This window comes from Limnohabitans sp. (assembly GCF_034680285.1).
Lineage (GTDB): Bacteria > Pseudomonadota > Gammaproteobacteria > Burkholderiales > Burkholderiaceae_C > Limnohabitans_A.
The window spans coordinates 126,468-141,074 of record NZ_JAXITC010000006.1 but is presented as its reverse complement, the minus strand read 5'-3'; the positions used below and the strand labels follow the sequence as shown (position 1 = coordinate 141,074).

Annotated in this window: 14 protein-coding genes; 1 reads left to right on the top strand and 13 read right to left on the bottom strand. The window is 58.9% G+C overall.

What is annotated here, in order from left to right:
• Positions 1 to 20: 20 nt before the first annotated feature.
• The gene (locus SWE17_RS07175) at positions 21 to 890 is read right to left on the bottom strand and encodes a CoA transferase (RefSeq protein WP_322992423.1); all 870 of its coding nucleotides are present in this window, start codon (positions 888 to 890) and stop codon (positions 21 to 23) included.
• 109 nt (positions 891 to 999) lie between these two features.
• Entirely contained in the window at positions 1,000 to 2,193 is a 1,194-nt protein-coding gene (pobA, locus tag SWE17_RS07170) for a 4-hydroxybenzoate 3-monooxygenase (RefSeq protein ID WP_322992422.1), read from the bottom strand.
• Positions 2,194 to 2,359: 166 nt separating this feature from the next.
• Here pobA and SWE17_RS07165 point away from each other — a divergent pair, with 166 nt between their 5' ends.
• Positions 2,360 to 3,130: an IclR family transcriptional regulator domain-containing protein gene (locus SWE17_RS07165; RefSeq protein WP_322992421.1), complete on the top strand. Its 771-nt coding sequence runs from the start codon at positions 2,360 to 2,362 to the stop codon at positions 3,128 to 3,130.
• A 5-nt stretch (positions 3,131 to 3,135) separates the two neighbouring features.
• On the opposite strand, the gene SWE17_RS07160 is transcribed toward SWE17_RS07165, so the two are convergent.
• The 11 genes from SWE17_RS07160 to fliG all read right to left on the bottom strand — a co-directional run bounded on the left by SWE17_RS07160 (position 3,136) and on the right by fliG (position 14,605).
• The gene (locus SWE17_RS07160) at positions 3,136 to 3,849 is read right to left on the bottom strand and encodes an ABC transporter ATP-binding protein (protein ID WP_322992420.1); all 714 of its coding nucleotides are present in this window, start codon (positions 3,847 to 3,849) and stop codon (positions 3,136 to 3,138) included.
• Between the two features lies 1 nt (position 3,850).
• Positions 3,851 to 4,618 carry an ABC transporter ATP-binding protein gene (locus SWE17_RS07155; protein ID WP_322992419.1) on the bottom strand — a complete coding sequence of 256 codons (768 nt, stop codon included), beginning with the start codon at positions 4,616 to 4,618 and terminating at the stop codon, positions 3,851 to 3,853.
• Complete coding sequence (locus SWE17_RS07150) at positions 4,611 to 5,618, bottom strand: branched-chain amino acid ABC transporter permease (RefSeq protein WP_322992418.1); 1,008 nt, start codon at positions 5,616 to 5,618, stop codon at positions 4,611 to 4,613. Before SWE17_RS07150 ends, SWE17_RS07155 begins: the two co-directional genes overlap by 8 nt.
• Before the next feature lie 13 nt (positions 5,619 to 5,631).
• The gene (locus SWE17_RS07145) at positions 5,632 to 6,495 is read right to left on the bottom strand and encodes a branched-chain amino acid ABC transporter permease (protein ID WP_322992417.1); all 864 of its coding nucleotides are present in this window, start codon (positions 6,493 to 6,495) and stop codon (positions 5,632 to 5,634) included.
• Between the two features lie 146 nt (positions 6,496 to 6,641).
• Entirely contained in the window at positions 6,642 to 7,826 is a 1,185-nt protein-coding gene (locus tag SWE17_RS07140) for an ABC transporter substrate-binding protein (RefSeq protein WP_322992416.1), read from the bottom strand.
• A 158-nt stretch (positions 7,827 to 7,984) separates the two neighbouring features.
• Positions 7,985 to 8,644, bottom strand: a complete 660-nt coding sequence (locus SWE17_RS07135) for a hypothetical protein (protein WP_322992415.1) — start codon at positions 8,642 to 8,644, stop codon at positions 7,985 to 7,987.
• A gap of 12 nt (positions 8,645 to 8,656) precedes the next feature.
• Positions 8,657 to 10,603: a methyl-accepting chemotaxis protein gene (locus SWE17_RS07130; protein ID WP_322992414.1), complete on the bottom strand. Its 1,947-nt coding sequence runs from the start codon at positions 10,601 to 10,603 to the stop codon at positions 8,657 to 8,659.
• Between the two features lie 165 nt (positions 10,604 to 10,768).
• Positions 10,769 to 11,218: a flagellar FliJ family protein gene (locus SWE17_RS07125; protein ID WP_322992413.1), complete on the bottom strand. Its 450-nt coding sequence runs from the start codon at positions 11,216 to 11,218 to the stop codon at positions 10,769 to 10,771.
• A 19-nt stretch (positions 11,219 to 11,237) separates the two neighbouring features.
• The gene (locus SWE17_RS07120) at positions 11,238 to 12,560 is read right to left on the bottom strand and encodes a FliI/YscN family ATPase (RefSeq protein ID WP_322992412.1); all 1,323 of its coding nucleotides are present in this window, start codon (positions 12,558 to 12,560) and stop codon (positions 11,238 to 11,240) included.
• Complete coding sequence (locus SWE17_RS07115) at positions 12,547 to 13,527, bottom strand: FliH/SctL family protein (protein WP_322992411.1); 981 nt, start codon at positions 13,525 to 13,527, stop codon at positions 12,547 to 12,549. Before SWE17_RS07115 ends, SWE17_RS07120 begins: the two co-directional genes overlap by 14 nt.
• On the bottom strand, positions 13,514 to 14,605 hold the full coding sequence (gene fliG, locus SWE17_RS07110; protein ID WP_322992410.1) for a flagellar motor switch protein FliG: 1,092 nt from the start codon (positions 14,603 to 14,605) through the stop codon (positions 13,514 to 13,516). The genes SWE17_RS07115 and fliG overlap by 14 nt, the downstream gene beginning before the upstream one ends.
• Positions 14,606 to 14,607: the final 2 nt, after the last annotated feature.

The following is a 14,607-nucleotide window of genomic DNA, read 5'->3' as shown; positions in this document are numbered from 1 at the left end:
CCGCTCTCACAGTCACGCAGTCAGCGTGGCAGGGTCATCAGCGGGATGTCTTTGGCCGTAGCCAGTTTGTCAAGTTGGGCTCGGGTTTGGCTGGCCAAGAAAGCTTCAATGGCCTGGCGTGTGGCGGGCTTGAAGAGGTCTTTGACCGGATGCGCCAGTTGAATGCCTGCAGCTGCGCACAGGCTGATGGCAAAGTGCGGCTCCAGCGCCGCGACGGCCACACGTCCGTTTTTGCAAGCGTACATGCGGTAACCCGCGTGTGCGCCACCCACGGCGCCATCGGGGGTCGTCATGCGCAACTGGCGGGGCAGTGCCAGCCAAGCGGCCGCTTCTGACAAAGCCACCTCGTGGCGGGTGCCTTTGCCGGTCGTCTTGAGGGTGATGACGGCTTTGAGCGTGGCTTCGCTGGCCATCAACGCACCGCCCATGTCGGCGAACAAACTGGGCGGCAGGTCCATGCCGTTGACCAAACCAACCTCGGCTTGGTAAGTGAGGTCATGGCCAGGAATCTCGGCCAAGGGGCCGGGCGCCCCCACCACTTCGATCAGGCTGAGCGCGGGGTATTGCTTGTGCAAAGCTTTCCAGCCCAAGCCCAGTTTGGCGAGGGCTGAAGGCCGAAAAGAGGTGAGCAGCACGTCGGTCTTGGGCAGCAATTTGTGCAAGGCGGCTTGACCGGCTTCGGTTTTGAGGTCCAGCGTTTGGTGTTTCACACCTTGGTGCATCAAGTCGTAACCGCTGGGCGTGTAGTGCTGCATCGGGTCGCCAGAGGGCGGGTTGATCTTGGTGCAGCTCGCGCCCATTTGCGCCAAGCGCATCAGGGCGGCGGGGCCGGGGAGGTTCAGGGCAAGGCTGACAACGCGCGTGCCGCGCAGGGGTTTGGTGGTGCTCATGGATGCACATTGTAGGAGCGGCGCCCTCGCCGCGATGGATGAACCTGAGGCTTTGCAAAAGCCCTATCGCGACGAGGGCATCGCTCCTGTATGAAGGCAGGACGCTGAGTTATTCGCCGAAATTCAGCGGCAAGCCCACATAGTTTTCGGCCATGGTGCGGGAGCCAGCTTCGCTGTGGATCAGGTAGTCGAGTTCTGCATCTTGGAACTTCTGGCCGATGTCGCCGTTTTCTGGGAAGTGGTGCATCAAGCTGGTGAACCACCAGCTGAACCGCTCTGCACGCCAAACGCGGCGCAAACAGCGCTCTGAATAGGCGTCGATGCCCGCGTCAGTCTTGTCGGCATAAAACTCGATGAATGCGGTGGAGAGGTACTTGACATCGGTGGCGGCCAAGTTCAGGCCTTTAGCGCCCGTGGGCGGCACGATGTGCGCAGCGTCGCCTGCCAAGAACATGCGGCCAAAGCGCATGGGCTCGGTCACAAAGCTGCGCAGCGGAGCGATGCTTTTCTCAATGCTGGGGCCCGTCACCAAATGCTCGCGGGCTTCGGGGTCGAGGCGATTGCGTAACTCGGCCCAAAAGGCGTCGTCAGACCATTGCTCGACCTTGTCCGTGGTGGGCACTTGCAGGTAGTAGCGGCTGCGCGTGGCGCTGCGTTGTGAGCACAAGGCAAAGCCGCGTGTGCTGTTGGCGTAAATCAGTTCGTGGTGCACGGGCGGTGTGTCAGACAGCACACCCAGCCAGCCGAAGGGGTAAACCTTTTCGTATTCCTTGATCGCGCTTTTTGGGGCGCTGGCGCGGCACACACCATGAAAACCGTCGCAGCCTGCAATGAAGTCGCACTCGATGGTGTGCAGCTGGCCATTTTTCTCGTAGGTCACGCGGGGTTTTTGGCTGTCAAAGTCGTGCACCTGCACATTTTCTGCCTCGTACACCGTGGGCAAACCTTCCGCCTGGCGGGTGTCCATCAAGTCACGGGTGACTTCGGTTTGGCCGTAAACGATCACTTTTTTACCGCCCGTGAGGTGGTCCATGTCGATGCGGTGGCGTGCGCCTTTGAACAACAGGTCAAAGCCCGTGTGGACCAAACCCTCTTTGTGCATGCGCTGGCCCACGCCCGCTTCATCCAGCAGGTCCATGGTCACTTGCTCCAGCACGCCTGCACGGATGCGCGAAAGCACGTAGTCAGGGCTTTGGCGCTCGACGATGACGGCGTCGATGCCTGCCTTGAACAGCAATTGGCCCAGCAGCAAGCCAGAAGGGCCTGCGCCAACGATGGCGACTTGGGTGCGGGTGGTGCTCATGGGAGACTCCTGAAAACGGTCATTGCAATGCTTTGTAGCTTAGAGTGCATCGCCGTGGACAGACCTGATTGGTGAGTGTGTTTGTGCGATTGTGAATTTATTTGTGCGATGATCGCGCAAATTTGATGGGCCGAGATGGCCCGACCCCTGTTTCTTCAAGGCTCTTATGACGATCGTCAAAGCAGACTACATCGAAGGTTTGGCCAAAGGCTTGGCGGTGCTCGAGGCTTTTGACACCGAGCGGCAGCGCCTCAACGCCACCCTGGCTTCGCAGCGCACGGGCATCACGCGTGCGTCAGCCCGTCGGCATTTGCTCACCTTGGCTGAGTTGGGCTATCTGGAAACGGATGGCTCGCACTATTGGCTGTCGGCGCGGGTGCTGCGTCTGGCGGGCAGTTACATGGCCACTTCGCGTTTACCGCGCACCTTGCAGCCGACCCTCAACCGTTTGGCCGCGCAAACGCAGGCGGCTTTCAGCGCGGTGGTGCTCGATGGCGATGAGTGTGTGATCGTGGCACGCAGCGCAGGCGTGGCCGAGCCTGTCCGGCACTTGGCCTATGGCCTGCACCTGGGTGCTCGCTTGCCCGCCCATGCCACGTCCACGGGGCAGGTGTTGTTGGCCAACTTGCCCAAGGCAGATTTTCTAGCTTGGCTCAAAGGCCGGGAGTTGGCCCGCATCACGCCGCAAACCGAGGTGGGTTTGACCAAGTTCAAAGGGCTGATTGAAAAGGTTCGCCAGGGCGACCATGCCTTGGCCCGTGACGGCCATGAACTTGGTATCCATGCGCTGGCTGTGCCCCTGCGCAATATGCAGGGCCGCACGCTGGCCGCGCTCAATGTGGTGGGCACGGCCGAGCAGCTGAGTGAAGCCTCTGTGCAGCGCAAGTGGCTGCCCTTGCTGCTGGAGGCTGCGCGGGAATTGCGGCCTTTGTTGTGAGCCGATCAAACGCCTAAATGCTGCTCCAGCACGCTCGGGTCATCCAACAGGATTTGTGACGAGCCTTCAAACACCACTTGGCCTTTGACCAAGATGATGTTGCGGTCGGTGATCTGGGTGACGTGTTTCCAGTTCTTGTCGACGATGATGGAGCTGATGCCGCTCTCTTTGATGAGGCTGCAGATGCGCCAGATGTCGCGGGCGATCAGCGGGGCCAGCCCTTCGGTGGCTTCGTCGAGGATGAGCACGTCGGGGTTGGTCATGAGCGCCCGGCCGATGGTGAGCATTTGCTGCTCGCCGCCCGACAGTTGCTGGCCGCCGTGGCCCAGGCGTTCTTTGAGGCGCGGGAAGGTCTCGAGCACGCGCTCGTAGGTCCAGTCGCGTTGGCCCTGGGTGCCGGGGCGCGCTGCCATTTGCAGGTTTTCCACCACGCTCAGGTTGCCGAAAATGCCACGGCCCTCGGGCACGTAGGCGATGCCCAGTTGCGCCACTTCAAACGTGGGGCGGCCATTCATGCGCTGGTCCTTGATGTCCACCGTGCCCGTGCGCGGCGGCACGATGCCCATGAGGGTTTTGAGCAGGGTGCTTTTGCCCATGCCGTTGCGGCCCATGAGGCCAATCGTCTCGCCCCGGCCGACAGAAAAGTTCACGCCACGCAGGATGTGGCTCGCGCCGTAATAGGTGTTCAGGTCTTGGGCCTGGATCAACAAGTCGCTCATCTCAATGTTCCTCGCCCAGGTAAGCAGCCTGCACACCCGCATCGGCCCGCACCGCCACAGGCGTGTCGCTCGCAATCACTTGCCCGTTGACCATGACGGTGAGGTGGTCGGCCAGGGTGAACACAGCGTCCATGTCGTGCTCTACCAGCAAGATGGCGTGATCTTTTTTGAGGCGCAGCAGCAGCTGCACCATGCGCTCGGCCTCCGCTTGGCCCATGCCCGCCAGCGGCTCGTCGAGCAGCAGCACCCGGGGCTCGGTGGCCAGGGTCATGGCGATTTCGAGCTGGCGTTGCTCGCCGTGGCTGGTGGCCCCGGCTTGGGCGTGGCGGCGGTCTTGCAGCCCGGCCAGTTCCATGGCACGTTCGGCCCGAGCATTCACAGCCTGCATGCGGGCCGCTGTCTTTAACCAGCCCAATGGGTTGAAAGGCGAGGGCTGCACACGCGATTGCGCGGCCAGGCGCACGTTGTCCCACACCGTGAAGGTGGTGAAGATGTTGGTTTTTTGGTAGCTGCGCCCCAAGCCGTGGCGCGAGATTTTTTCGGGTGTCCAACCGCTGATGGGGTGCTCGCCCAAGGAGATACTGCCGCTGGTGGGCGGCAGGTCGCCAGAGAGCAGGTTGGTCAGTGTGGACTTGCCCGCACCGTTGGGGCCAATCACCGCGTGGATGTGACCCAGCCAGAAATCCAGCGAGACGTCGTTGACGGCCGCCAAGCCGCCAAAGCGCTTGGTCAAGCCACGGGCGGACAACAAGACTTGACGATCAGTCATGGCCTGCCTCCTTGGCTGTTTTGCTGCCCAAAGCCCGGTTGATCAGACCCAAAATGCCCTTAGGGGCAAAGATGATCAGCGCCACGATGAACAGGCCCATCCACATTTGCCAGTGCTTGCCGGTTTTGAAGCTGCCCACCTCTGGCAAGTCTTTGAACACATGCAGCAAATACTCAAAGCTGAAGGCGCCCACAATGGCCCCCGCAAAATTGCCCATGCCACCCAAAATGACCATCATGATGGCGTGTGCACTCATGTGAAAGCCCATCAGCTCGGGGTTCACAAAGCCGGTTTGCGCGGCCCACAAATAACCCGCCAGTCCCGCCAAGGCCCCGGCCAGTGTGAAGGCCGCCAACTTGTGGCTGAAGGTGTTGAAGCCCAGTGCCCGCATGCGGTGCTCGTTGACGCGGATGCCCGACAGCGCCCGGCCAAAGGGGCTCCAAAGCAGGCGGCGCAAAAACACATACACCGCCAGCAAACAGGCCAGCGTGAAGTAATAAAACACCCGCTTGTTTTCCAGATCGATCACGCCCGCATCGGGGCGGAAGTTCAAGAACAAACCGTCCGATCCGCCCAGCGCCTTGTTGTCAAAGAAGATGTAAAAAATCATCTGGGCAAAGGCCATGGTCACCATGATGAAGTAAATGCCGTGCGTGCGCACCACCAAAAAGCCAATGACCAGCGCGGCGAGTGCGGCCCCGCCCACGGCCAGCGGCAAGCTGGTGTACAGGCTGATGGGCTCGTTTTGGGGCGTGACAAAAGCCAGCACATAACCCGCCAAGCCAAAGTAAGCCGCATGGCCCAGCGAGACCAGGCCCGTGACGCCTTGTAGCAAGTCAAGGCTCATGGCCAAGATGGCCAGGATCATCATGCGGACGACCATGGCCGTGTAGAAGTCGGTTCCGACAAAGGGAAAGGCGGCGAGCGCCAAAAAGCCCAGCACCATCACCAGCTGGATGCTGCGCGGCAGGGTTTCAAGGTGAATTTGGGGCGTGCTCATGTGGATCTCTTTTTCATTGCTTGAACAGGCCTTCGGGCTTGTACAGCAGCACAGCGGCCATCAGCACATACACCAGCATGCCCGAAGCCTGGGGCAGCAGCACCTTGCCAAAGGTGTCGACCAGGCCCACCAGCAAAGCAGCAATCAAAGCGCCGCGTACCGAGCCAATGCCGCCAATGACCACCACCACAAAGCACATGATCAAGACTTGACTGCCCATGTTGGGGTAGACGCTCGACACAGGCGCGGCGATCATGCCCGCGATCGAGGCCAAGCCAATGCCCAAAGCGAACACCACCGAGTGGATGAGCTTGATGTTCACACCCAGCGATTCGGTCATTTCGCGGTTGAAGGCTCCTGCACGGATCTTCATGCCCAAACGGGTTTTGGAAATCAGCAAATACAGGCCCAAAGCCAGCACCAGGCAAACGCCCGACATGAACAGGCGGTACACCGGGTAGGACAGGTTTTCGGTCAGGGGAATGGACGCGGCCAGCAACTCGGGCACGGGCAGGCCGTGCACGTCGTCGCCCCAAATCATGGAGCGCAGCTCTTCAAACACGTAAATCAGGCCAAACGTCAGCAGCACCTGGTCCAAGTGGTCACGGTGGTAGAAGTGGCGGAACAGCAAACGCTCGATCAGCAAGCCAAAGGCCACGGACAAGGCCGTGCCCGCGATGATCGCCAGCGTGAAGCTGCCCAACTGCGCGGCCAAAGACCAAGCCAGGTAAGCCCCCAGCATGTAAAAGCTGCCGTGCGCCAAATTCACCACGCCCATGATGCCGAAGATCAGGGTCAGGCCCGCTGCCAGCATGAACAGCAGCAGCCCGTACTGGACGCTGTTGAGCAGCTGGATCAAAAAATTCACAAAGTCCATCGGGGATCACCTGTTGAATGGAGGAGGGGAGCGAAGCCCCAAGCCCTGAAGCCAAGCGCCATTAAAAACGGCGGACCGAGATCCGCCGTGGCACGGCTGGCAAACGGATGGCCGTGGGGCGTACCCCAACAGCCAGCGCCTGCAGTTTACATGCGGCAACCTGCGCCGGAATCGGCCAACGCCTTGGCAGCGATGCCAATGACTTTGTTCTCTTTGTTCGAGACTTCGCGCAGGTAGATGTCTTGCACCGGGTTGTGCGACTTGCTCATGGTCCACTTGCCGCGTGGGCTGTCGATCACGGCCACTTCCATGGCCTTGATCATGTTGGCCTTTTGGCTTACATCGCCTTTGACGGCGTTGGCGCCTTGCACCAGCAGCAAGCCCGAGTCGTAGCCTTGCACGGCATACACGTCTGGCTGCATCTTGAAGGTCTTGGCGTAATTCAAGCGGAATGTGTTGTTGCGCTTGGTCTCGATGCCGTCACCGTAGTGCAGAGCTGTCAAAACGCCGTCGGCCGCTGGGCCTGCAGCGTCCAGCACGCCTTCGGTCAGGAAGCCCGAACCGTACAAAGGGATCTTGCCCTTGAGGCCTGCCGCAGCGTAGTCACGCAAGAACTTGGCCGCGCCACCACCCGCAAAGAAGCAAGCCACAGCGTCGGGCTTGAGCGCAGCAATTTCGGTCAACAAGGCCTGAAACTCGACGTTGGGGAAGGGCAGGCCCAGCTCCTTGACGATGGTGCCACCGGCCTTGGTGTAGCTCTCTTTGAAGCCTTCAAAAGCTTCGTCGCCTGCGGCGTACTTCCAGGTGATCCAAACCGCCTTTTTGTGGCCGCGCTTGACCATGGCCTCGCCCAGCGCCATGGTGGGCTGGCTGTTGGAGAAGCTGGTGCGGAAGACGTTGGGGGCGCACTGGGCGCGGGTGGCGATGTGCACGCCCGCGTTGGGGATCAGGTTGATCACGCCGCTTTCGCGGGCCACGCGGTGGATGCCCATTTGCACACCCGAGTGCACAGTGCCGATCAGCACATCGACCTTGTCGCGTTGGACCAACTTGTTGGCGTTTTCAATCGCTTTGGAGGGCTCGGATTCGTCGTCCACTTTGAACCATTCGATCTCACGGCCACCCAGCTTGCCGCCTTGCTCGTTGATGGCCATGCGCACGCCGTTCTCAATGGCCACGCCCAGTTGTGCAAAGGTGCCGGTGTAGGGCAGCATGAAGCCCACGCGGATCTTGCCGCTTTGAGCTTGGGCGCTTTGTGGCACCAACAAACCGGTGGAAGTAGCGCCAAGCAGTGCAGCGCCTTGGGTCAATACGGAACGTCGTGAAGTCATACAGGTCTCCAATGGAAATGAGGCGGGTGCTCAGAAAAGCACTCGCCTCATTATGAGACAGTCAGACCCCCATTTTCCTAGGGGAATTCATGGGGGTTGTCACGCAAGGGTATAAAAAAACCCGCCAGTTAGGCGGGTTTTGTTCAGGGTGTCTGCGTTCAAAAAGAGTACTTGAAACCCAGTGAAAACACATTGGCTTTGTTTTGACGGTCGCGGCCCACGGTGCCGTCCAGTTGCAAGCCTTTGGCGATCTCGGTTTTGGCTCCGAATTGAACGGTGGGTTTGCCACCGTCGTCACCAAAAATTTCCACGTGAGGGATTACGCCGCCCATTTCGCGTTCAAAAGCCACGCCCCAGCTGTTGTAACTTTTCTCGCCCTTGGGATTGTGGCGAGTCAAATTCACGTGCACGGAGCCCAACTCTGAATTGCAGGTCAGGATACCGACCAAAAACGGGCTGCTGCCCACCGATTTTTCGTGAACCGAACCCAAGGTGCTGGCCACGTTACAACCATTTTCTTGACTGGGTGTGATGCGCCACTTGGCCTGAATGGCTTGTTCGGCATTGCCATTTTTGCGGGCCTTGGCGTAGCTCACGCCAATTTCAACGCCTTCAACAGGCGCAAAAGCAGGGGCCACGTTCCAGGTGTCGACCTTGCTGCTGTCGCGGGCTACCCAAACTTCCACGTGTCCTGCGCCTTTTTCGTTCACGTTGGCGTCGTCCACCGCCAATGGGCGGCCTGCATGCGCTTGGCTGGCCAACAAGCAAAGGGTCAAGGGAATCAGGGCAGCGAGAGGGCGTAGGATGAATTTTTTCATGATTTTTATTGATCAGTTGACATCAAATTTGTTGACTTCGTGACGCGTCGCGTCGGCGATTTTGGAAAGTTCCATCACCGTGGCCGTGATCTCTTCCGAGGCTGCGGCGTTGCTTCGAGCGATGGCATCCAAGCTGGTGATGTTGGAGTTGATTTGCTCAACCGCCATGCTTTGCTGCTCCAAGGCCGATGAGATGCGTTGCAGCATGTTGTCTGTCTCGACCGAGCCTTGCTCGATCTGGTGCATGCCTTGATTGACCTGCTTGACGGTGGCCACAGCCCGTTGGGTTTCTGCCACCGCTTCTTGCACCAGGCGTGCGATTTCTTGGGAGCTCTCGGCGCTGTTGGCGGCCAGTTTGCCCACTTCTTCGGCCACAACCGAGAAGCCCTTGCCATGTTCGCCCGCACGGGCCGCTTCGATGGCGGCATTGAGCGACAGCAGGTTGGTTTTGTTGGCGATTTTTTCAATCACTTCGGTGATCTTGTTGATCTTTTCCGAGTTCGAGGCAATGGAGCTGACCACTTCCACCATCTGCTCCATCTGCACCATGCCTTCACGCATGATGCTCATGGACTCTTGTGACTTCTGGCTGGCAATCGTGGTGTTGCGCGACACATCGCTGACCGCATCGGTGGTTTGACGCACGGCAGAGGCCAGTTGCGAGATGGCGTGTGTTTGGTTTTGTGCGCCATCAGAAATTTGGCCAATCGCTTGGCTGGTTTCATTGGCCGCAGCAGCCACTTGCTGGCTGTTGGTGTTGATGACGCGCATGGCCATCGACAGGGCATCCAGCGAGCGGTTGATGTTGTCTTTGAGGGTGGCCAACTCGCCCTGGCCTTGCGCATGCACGCGCTGGGTCAGGTTGCCATTGGCCACTTGCTGAAGCACGCCAGAGACATTGCCCAGCATGTTGTCCAAAGCCTGCATGGCGTTGGTGGCTTGCGTCATGGCCGCCTTGTATTCGCCCTGTGCATCGGCTTGAACGCGGGTCGAAAAGTGGCCGTTTTCCAGTGCCGTCATGACCTGGATCAGGCTGCGGGTGGTGCTTTGGATCGCATCGGCCGAGGTGTTGACGGCTTTTTTCATATCGCCCAGGTCACCCTTAAGGTCGGCGTGAATGCGGGGTGTGAAATTACCCACCGCCAAGGCGGTGACGACTTGGTTGACCTCGCCCACAGCAGATTGCTGCGACGCGATCATGCGGTTGATGGCGTCCGCTGTGCGACCGACTTCGTCGTCTTGTGTCACATCGATGCGCACAGAAAAATTGCCGGTTTTTTCAATCGTGCCAACAGCCTCTTGCACCTTGGCCAAAGGCTGTGTGATGGAGCGGATGATGGACAGGGCCAGCCACAAACCACCCAGCAAGCCGGCAATGATCAAGCCGATGGTGAGGTTGCGGTTGAATTCGTAGGCTTCTTCGGCGAGCAAATACTCATTGTTGGCTTCGGTCAGTTGGGCCTCAATGAATTCCGACAAATGTTCAATCAACTCTTCCACTGCAGGGAAAAGCTGTTTGTCGGAGAAAGAAGCCAAATCCGAGCGTTCTTGGTCTTGGTAAATCGTGTTCAGTTGGTCCAGCAGCGTGTTGACTTTGTCAAAAGACGCTTCAATTTTGGTGACCAGTTTTTTCTCTTCACCTACAAAGTCGTCCGTGGGGTGCGCAGCCCATTTGTCTTTGACCGTTTGACGGGATTTGGCCAGGTCTTTTTTGGCATCTTCCCAAGACATCTGGCGCGACCGGACTTTCATCGCACCGTCAAGAACGTGCAGCGTGTATTGGTCAGAGATGATTTTCAGGTCACGCAAATGGACCAAATGGTCAGTGTTGACAAAGTTGAAGCTGGCGATGGCCTGGGTCATGCCACGCAGCCCCACCACGCCAACGACCACAGAAACCAAGCTGATGCAAATGACCAACAAGAAGAGCCGAAGAGAGACGGATAAATTTTTAAGCATGAGCACTGATCCCGCAAATAATTTATTACATTCTAACCAACTATTATTGGTATTGTTAGTTTTATCAAATGCTTACGACTGAATTAATTTATTAGTAAATAGGTTCTTAATAATGCGGTTTTTGCTTGTGTACAAGCTTGATCGAGCAGAAACCTTGCAGTGGTCTTAAATCTGGGGACTCAAGTTGAATTGGCGCACACCCAACTCGTCCATTTGCCTTTGCTCGTAGCGCAAAACATCCTTGGCCACCGCTTTGGCGTCCTGCTCTTCCAACGATTGCATTTTGTGCAACTCAACTTCAGCCAGCACTCTTTTTTTGCGCATTTGACTCAAAGTGGCTTGGGCTTTGCTCAAGTCCAGCACCACACGTTGCTGCAAAGTGAGCAGTTGTGCCATGAACTGTCGGTGGTTCATGCTCGCTTGCATGCCCATGACCGGAGCCGTGCTCTGGTTTTCCTGCAGGCGATATTCGTCATAAAGCGTGCACAAGCGGGCGTGACTGGCTTGCAGTTGTTCTACGCGGGCGAGGGCTTGGGCAATCTCTGCCTGGGCTTCGTTGACCGCATCTTGGGCTTTACGGACCAAGACGGGCCAGCAGTTTCGAGCTTGTCTCATGGGGAGGGCCTTCGTGGGGTCAGACCGACATCAGGGTTTGGACATCGTGGCGCGTGGCCGCGACGTCCTGGCCTGTGTGCATGTCTTGTTGCAAAAAATGTTCCATCGACGTGCGCAAACGGATGGCTTGGTCCAGGTCGGGGTTGCTGCCCGCTTCATAGGCACCCACCTGGATCAGGTCTTGGTTTTGTTGGTACAGCGACCACAGGCGCCGGAACCGGTTGGCCAGCTTTTGGTCTTCGGGCGAAAGCAGGTTTTGCATCACCCGAGAGATGGAACCGTTCAAATCAATGGCGGGGTAGTGCGCGGCATCGGCCAGTTTGCGCGAGAGCATGACTTGGCCGTCGAGCGAGGCGCGGGCGATGTCCACAATCGGGTCGTTGGCGTCGTCGCCCTCGGCCAGCACGGTGTAAATGGCGGTAATCGAGCCCACGCCGTGCCGGCCCACGCCTGCGCGTTCGATCAAGTTGGGCAGCAGCGCAAACACCGAAGGCGGGTAGCCCTTGGCGGTGGGTGGCTCGCCGACGGCCAGACCAATCTCGCGTTGCGCATGCGCTACGCGGGTCAGGCTGTCCACCAGCATCAAGACGTTCTTGCCCTGATCGCGGAAATACTCGGCAATGACGTGCGTCATGTGCGTGGCTTTTAGGCGCAACACGGGCGACTCGTTGGCCGGGGCGGCAATCAAGACCGACTTGGCCAGACCCACAGGCCCCAATGATTCTTCAATGAACGCTTGCACCTCGCGGCCACGTTCGCCAATCAGGCCAATGACCACCACGTCGGCTTCGGTGAAGCGGGTCATCATGCCCAGCAACACGCTTTTGCCAACACCCGAGCCCGCCACCAGGCCCAAGCGCTGACCGCGGCCGATGGTCAACATGCCGTTGATGGCTTTGACGCCCACGTCCAAAATTTCACGGATCGGGCCACGCTCCATCGGGTTGATGGGGCGGCCTTGCAGGCTGAGCACATCGGTGCAGACCGGGGCAGGGCGGCCGTCCAGGGGCTGACCTCGGCCGTCCAAAACGCGTCCGAGCAGTTCAGGGCCCAAAGCCACTTGTGAGGTGTGGCTGATCACCGACACTTTGGCCCCCGGTCCAATGCCTTGGGGTTCGGTGAAGGGCAATAGGTACAGCGTGTCGTCGTTGAAACCGACGACTTCGGCCTCGACCCGGTGACCAAACTGGCCCACGACTTCGCAGCAAGCGCCCAGTGGCGCCATGAGGCCACGCGTTTCCAAACGCATGCCCACCAGGCGGACCAAGGTGCCATTCCGTTGGGGTTCGGGGGCGTGCAGATCGCCAATCAGTTGGCTGACTTCTGCGTCAAAGTTCATCATGGGTGTCGTCTAACGTTGGGGGCGCAGGGTCTGAAGGTGAGTTTGAAGGCGGGTTTGACGGCGATGCCGTTTTGATCTCGGAGTCCTCGACGTCTTCGACGTCAACAACCTGACGGCTCCAGTCGCGGCTGGGGGTGTCGGCGGGCATGGCCTCGGCACGGTCTTTGACCAGTGAGGATTGCTGCATCCAAGCTTCTGGCTGGGCCAGCAATCGCCTGGCCAAGGGCTCCAGGCGGTTTTCAATCAGGTCTTGCACCACGGTGTCTTGCACCCGCACCCGCACACTGCCGGGGCGCAGCATCGTGTCGGCTTCGAGCTGCATGTGGTCGGTGACCGACTTGCCCATGTCTTTCAAGCGCTGCAAGTCTTCTGGGTTCACGCTCACATGAACAGGTTCCACAGCATGGTCCAGCTGCTGGATGCAGGCTTGGACCAGGTTGTGAATGGCTTGCCCTGAGAGCTGCAACTCCGCCCGCACCAGTTGCTCTGCCAGATGCAAAGACAAGCGTTTGAGGGGCTCAAAAAACCGCTGTGGGTCTTGGCTGATGCTGCGCAACTCGATGCCCAGGTGCCTCACCAGTTCGCGCACTTTGCTGCGCTCGGCCTCGAATTCTTCGCGCACCTTGGCTTCACCTTCAAGCAGGCCGCGTTGGTAGGACTCTTCACGCAAGGCGTCCAGGGCGGTTTCACTCCACTGAGATTCTGTTTCAGCTGTGCCCGCGTCGGCCTCGATCCCTGACGCCTCTGCGTCGGCGGGTTGGTCTGAGGTCTCAGCCTCCGTGCTGATCATCTCCTGTGTCAAACCCTCGGTGGGCTCGATTTTTTCGGCCACACGCCAAGGACCAAATGAGCGGGCAGAGGCCTCGTCCCATTGGGTGCGCAAGAACCTTGGCGCTTGGACCTTGCTGTTGAGCAAGGGGTTGATGCTCCAGACCGCAGGTTCTTCGTGCAGGTCAGACAAAGCCATCGCCGCCTCCAGCCAACACCAGCTCGCCCGCATCGGACAGCTTGCGTGCCAAACGCATGACGTTCTTCTGTGCTTCTTCCACTTCGGTGATGCGCAACGGACCCTTGCTCTCCATGTCGTCCACAAACATGACGCGGGCACGGGCCGACATGTTGTCGAGGAACTTGTCCTTGACGAAGTCGGGTGCACCTTTCAGAGCCACCATCAAGAGGTCTGGCTCGGCCGTGCGCATGATGGCCTGGATGCCTCGGTTGTCGACGCTCACCAGGTTTTCGAAGGTGAACATATTGTCCTGAATGCGTTGCATCAGGTCGCCGTCGATCTGCGACAAGCCCGCCATGATGGACGACTCCAACTCGACTTTCACCGAGTTCATGATTTGCGCTGCCGCCTTGATGCCGCCGAAGCTCGACGATTTGGAGGAAGAGTTCGAGGCGAACTGCTTCATCATGATCTGTTCCAACTCCTCCATGGCCGACGGTTGCACCGTCTCCAGGCTGGCAATCCGCTGGATGATTTCTGGGCGCGAATCGGCTGGCAAAAAGTTCAACACGTCAGCCGCCACGGTGTAATCCAAAACCGACAAAATGATGGCCACCACCTGGGGGTGTTCGCCGCGGATCATCTCGGCAATCGAGCGTGCGTCCATCCACTTCAAAATCTCCAAGCCCTTGCTGCCTTGGCCCGGCATGATGCGGCTGAGCACCGATGCCGCCTTGTCGTCGCCCAGCGCACGTTTGAGGACTTTTTCGACATAGTCGCCCGTACCCAAGCCCAAGCTGGTTTGCTTTTTCAGCAGGGTGACGAATTCGTCCAAAACGATGTTCACCGCTTCTTGTGACAAATCCGACACCGACACCATCGCCGCGCCCAAAGATTGGACTTCTTTCGGGTTCATGAAGCGGATGATCTCGGAGGCTTGCTGTTCGCCCAACAAGAGCATCAGAACGGCCGCACGTTGCGTCCCGGTGAGTTCGGCCAATTCCTTGGCCAGCTCATCGGTCATCGGTATCGGGGCATTGGCCGCCGGGGCTGCAGGAGCGCCTGCTGCTTTGTCATCTGGTTTCTGGGTCGCCATGA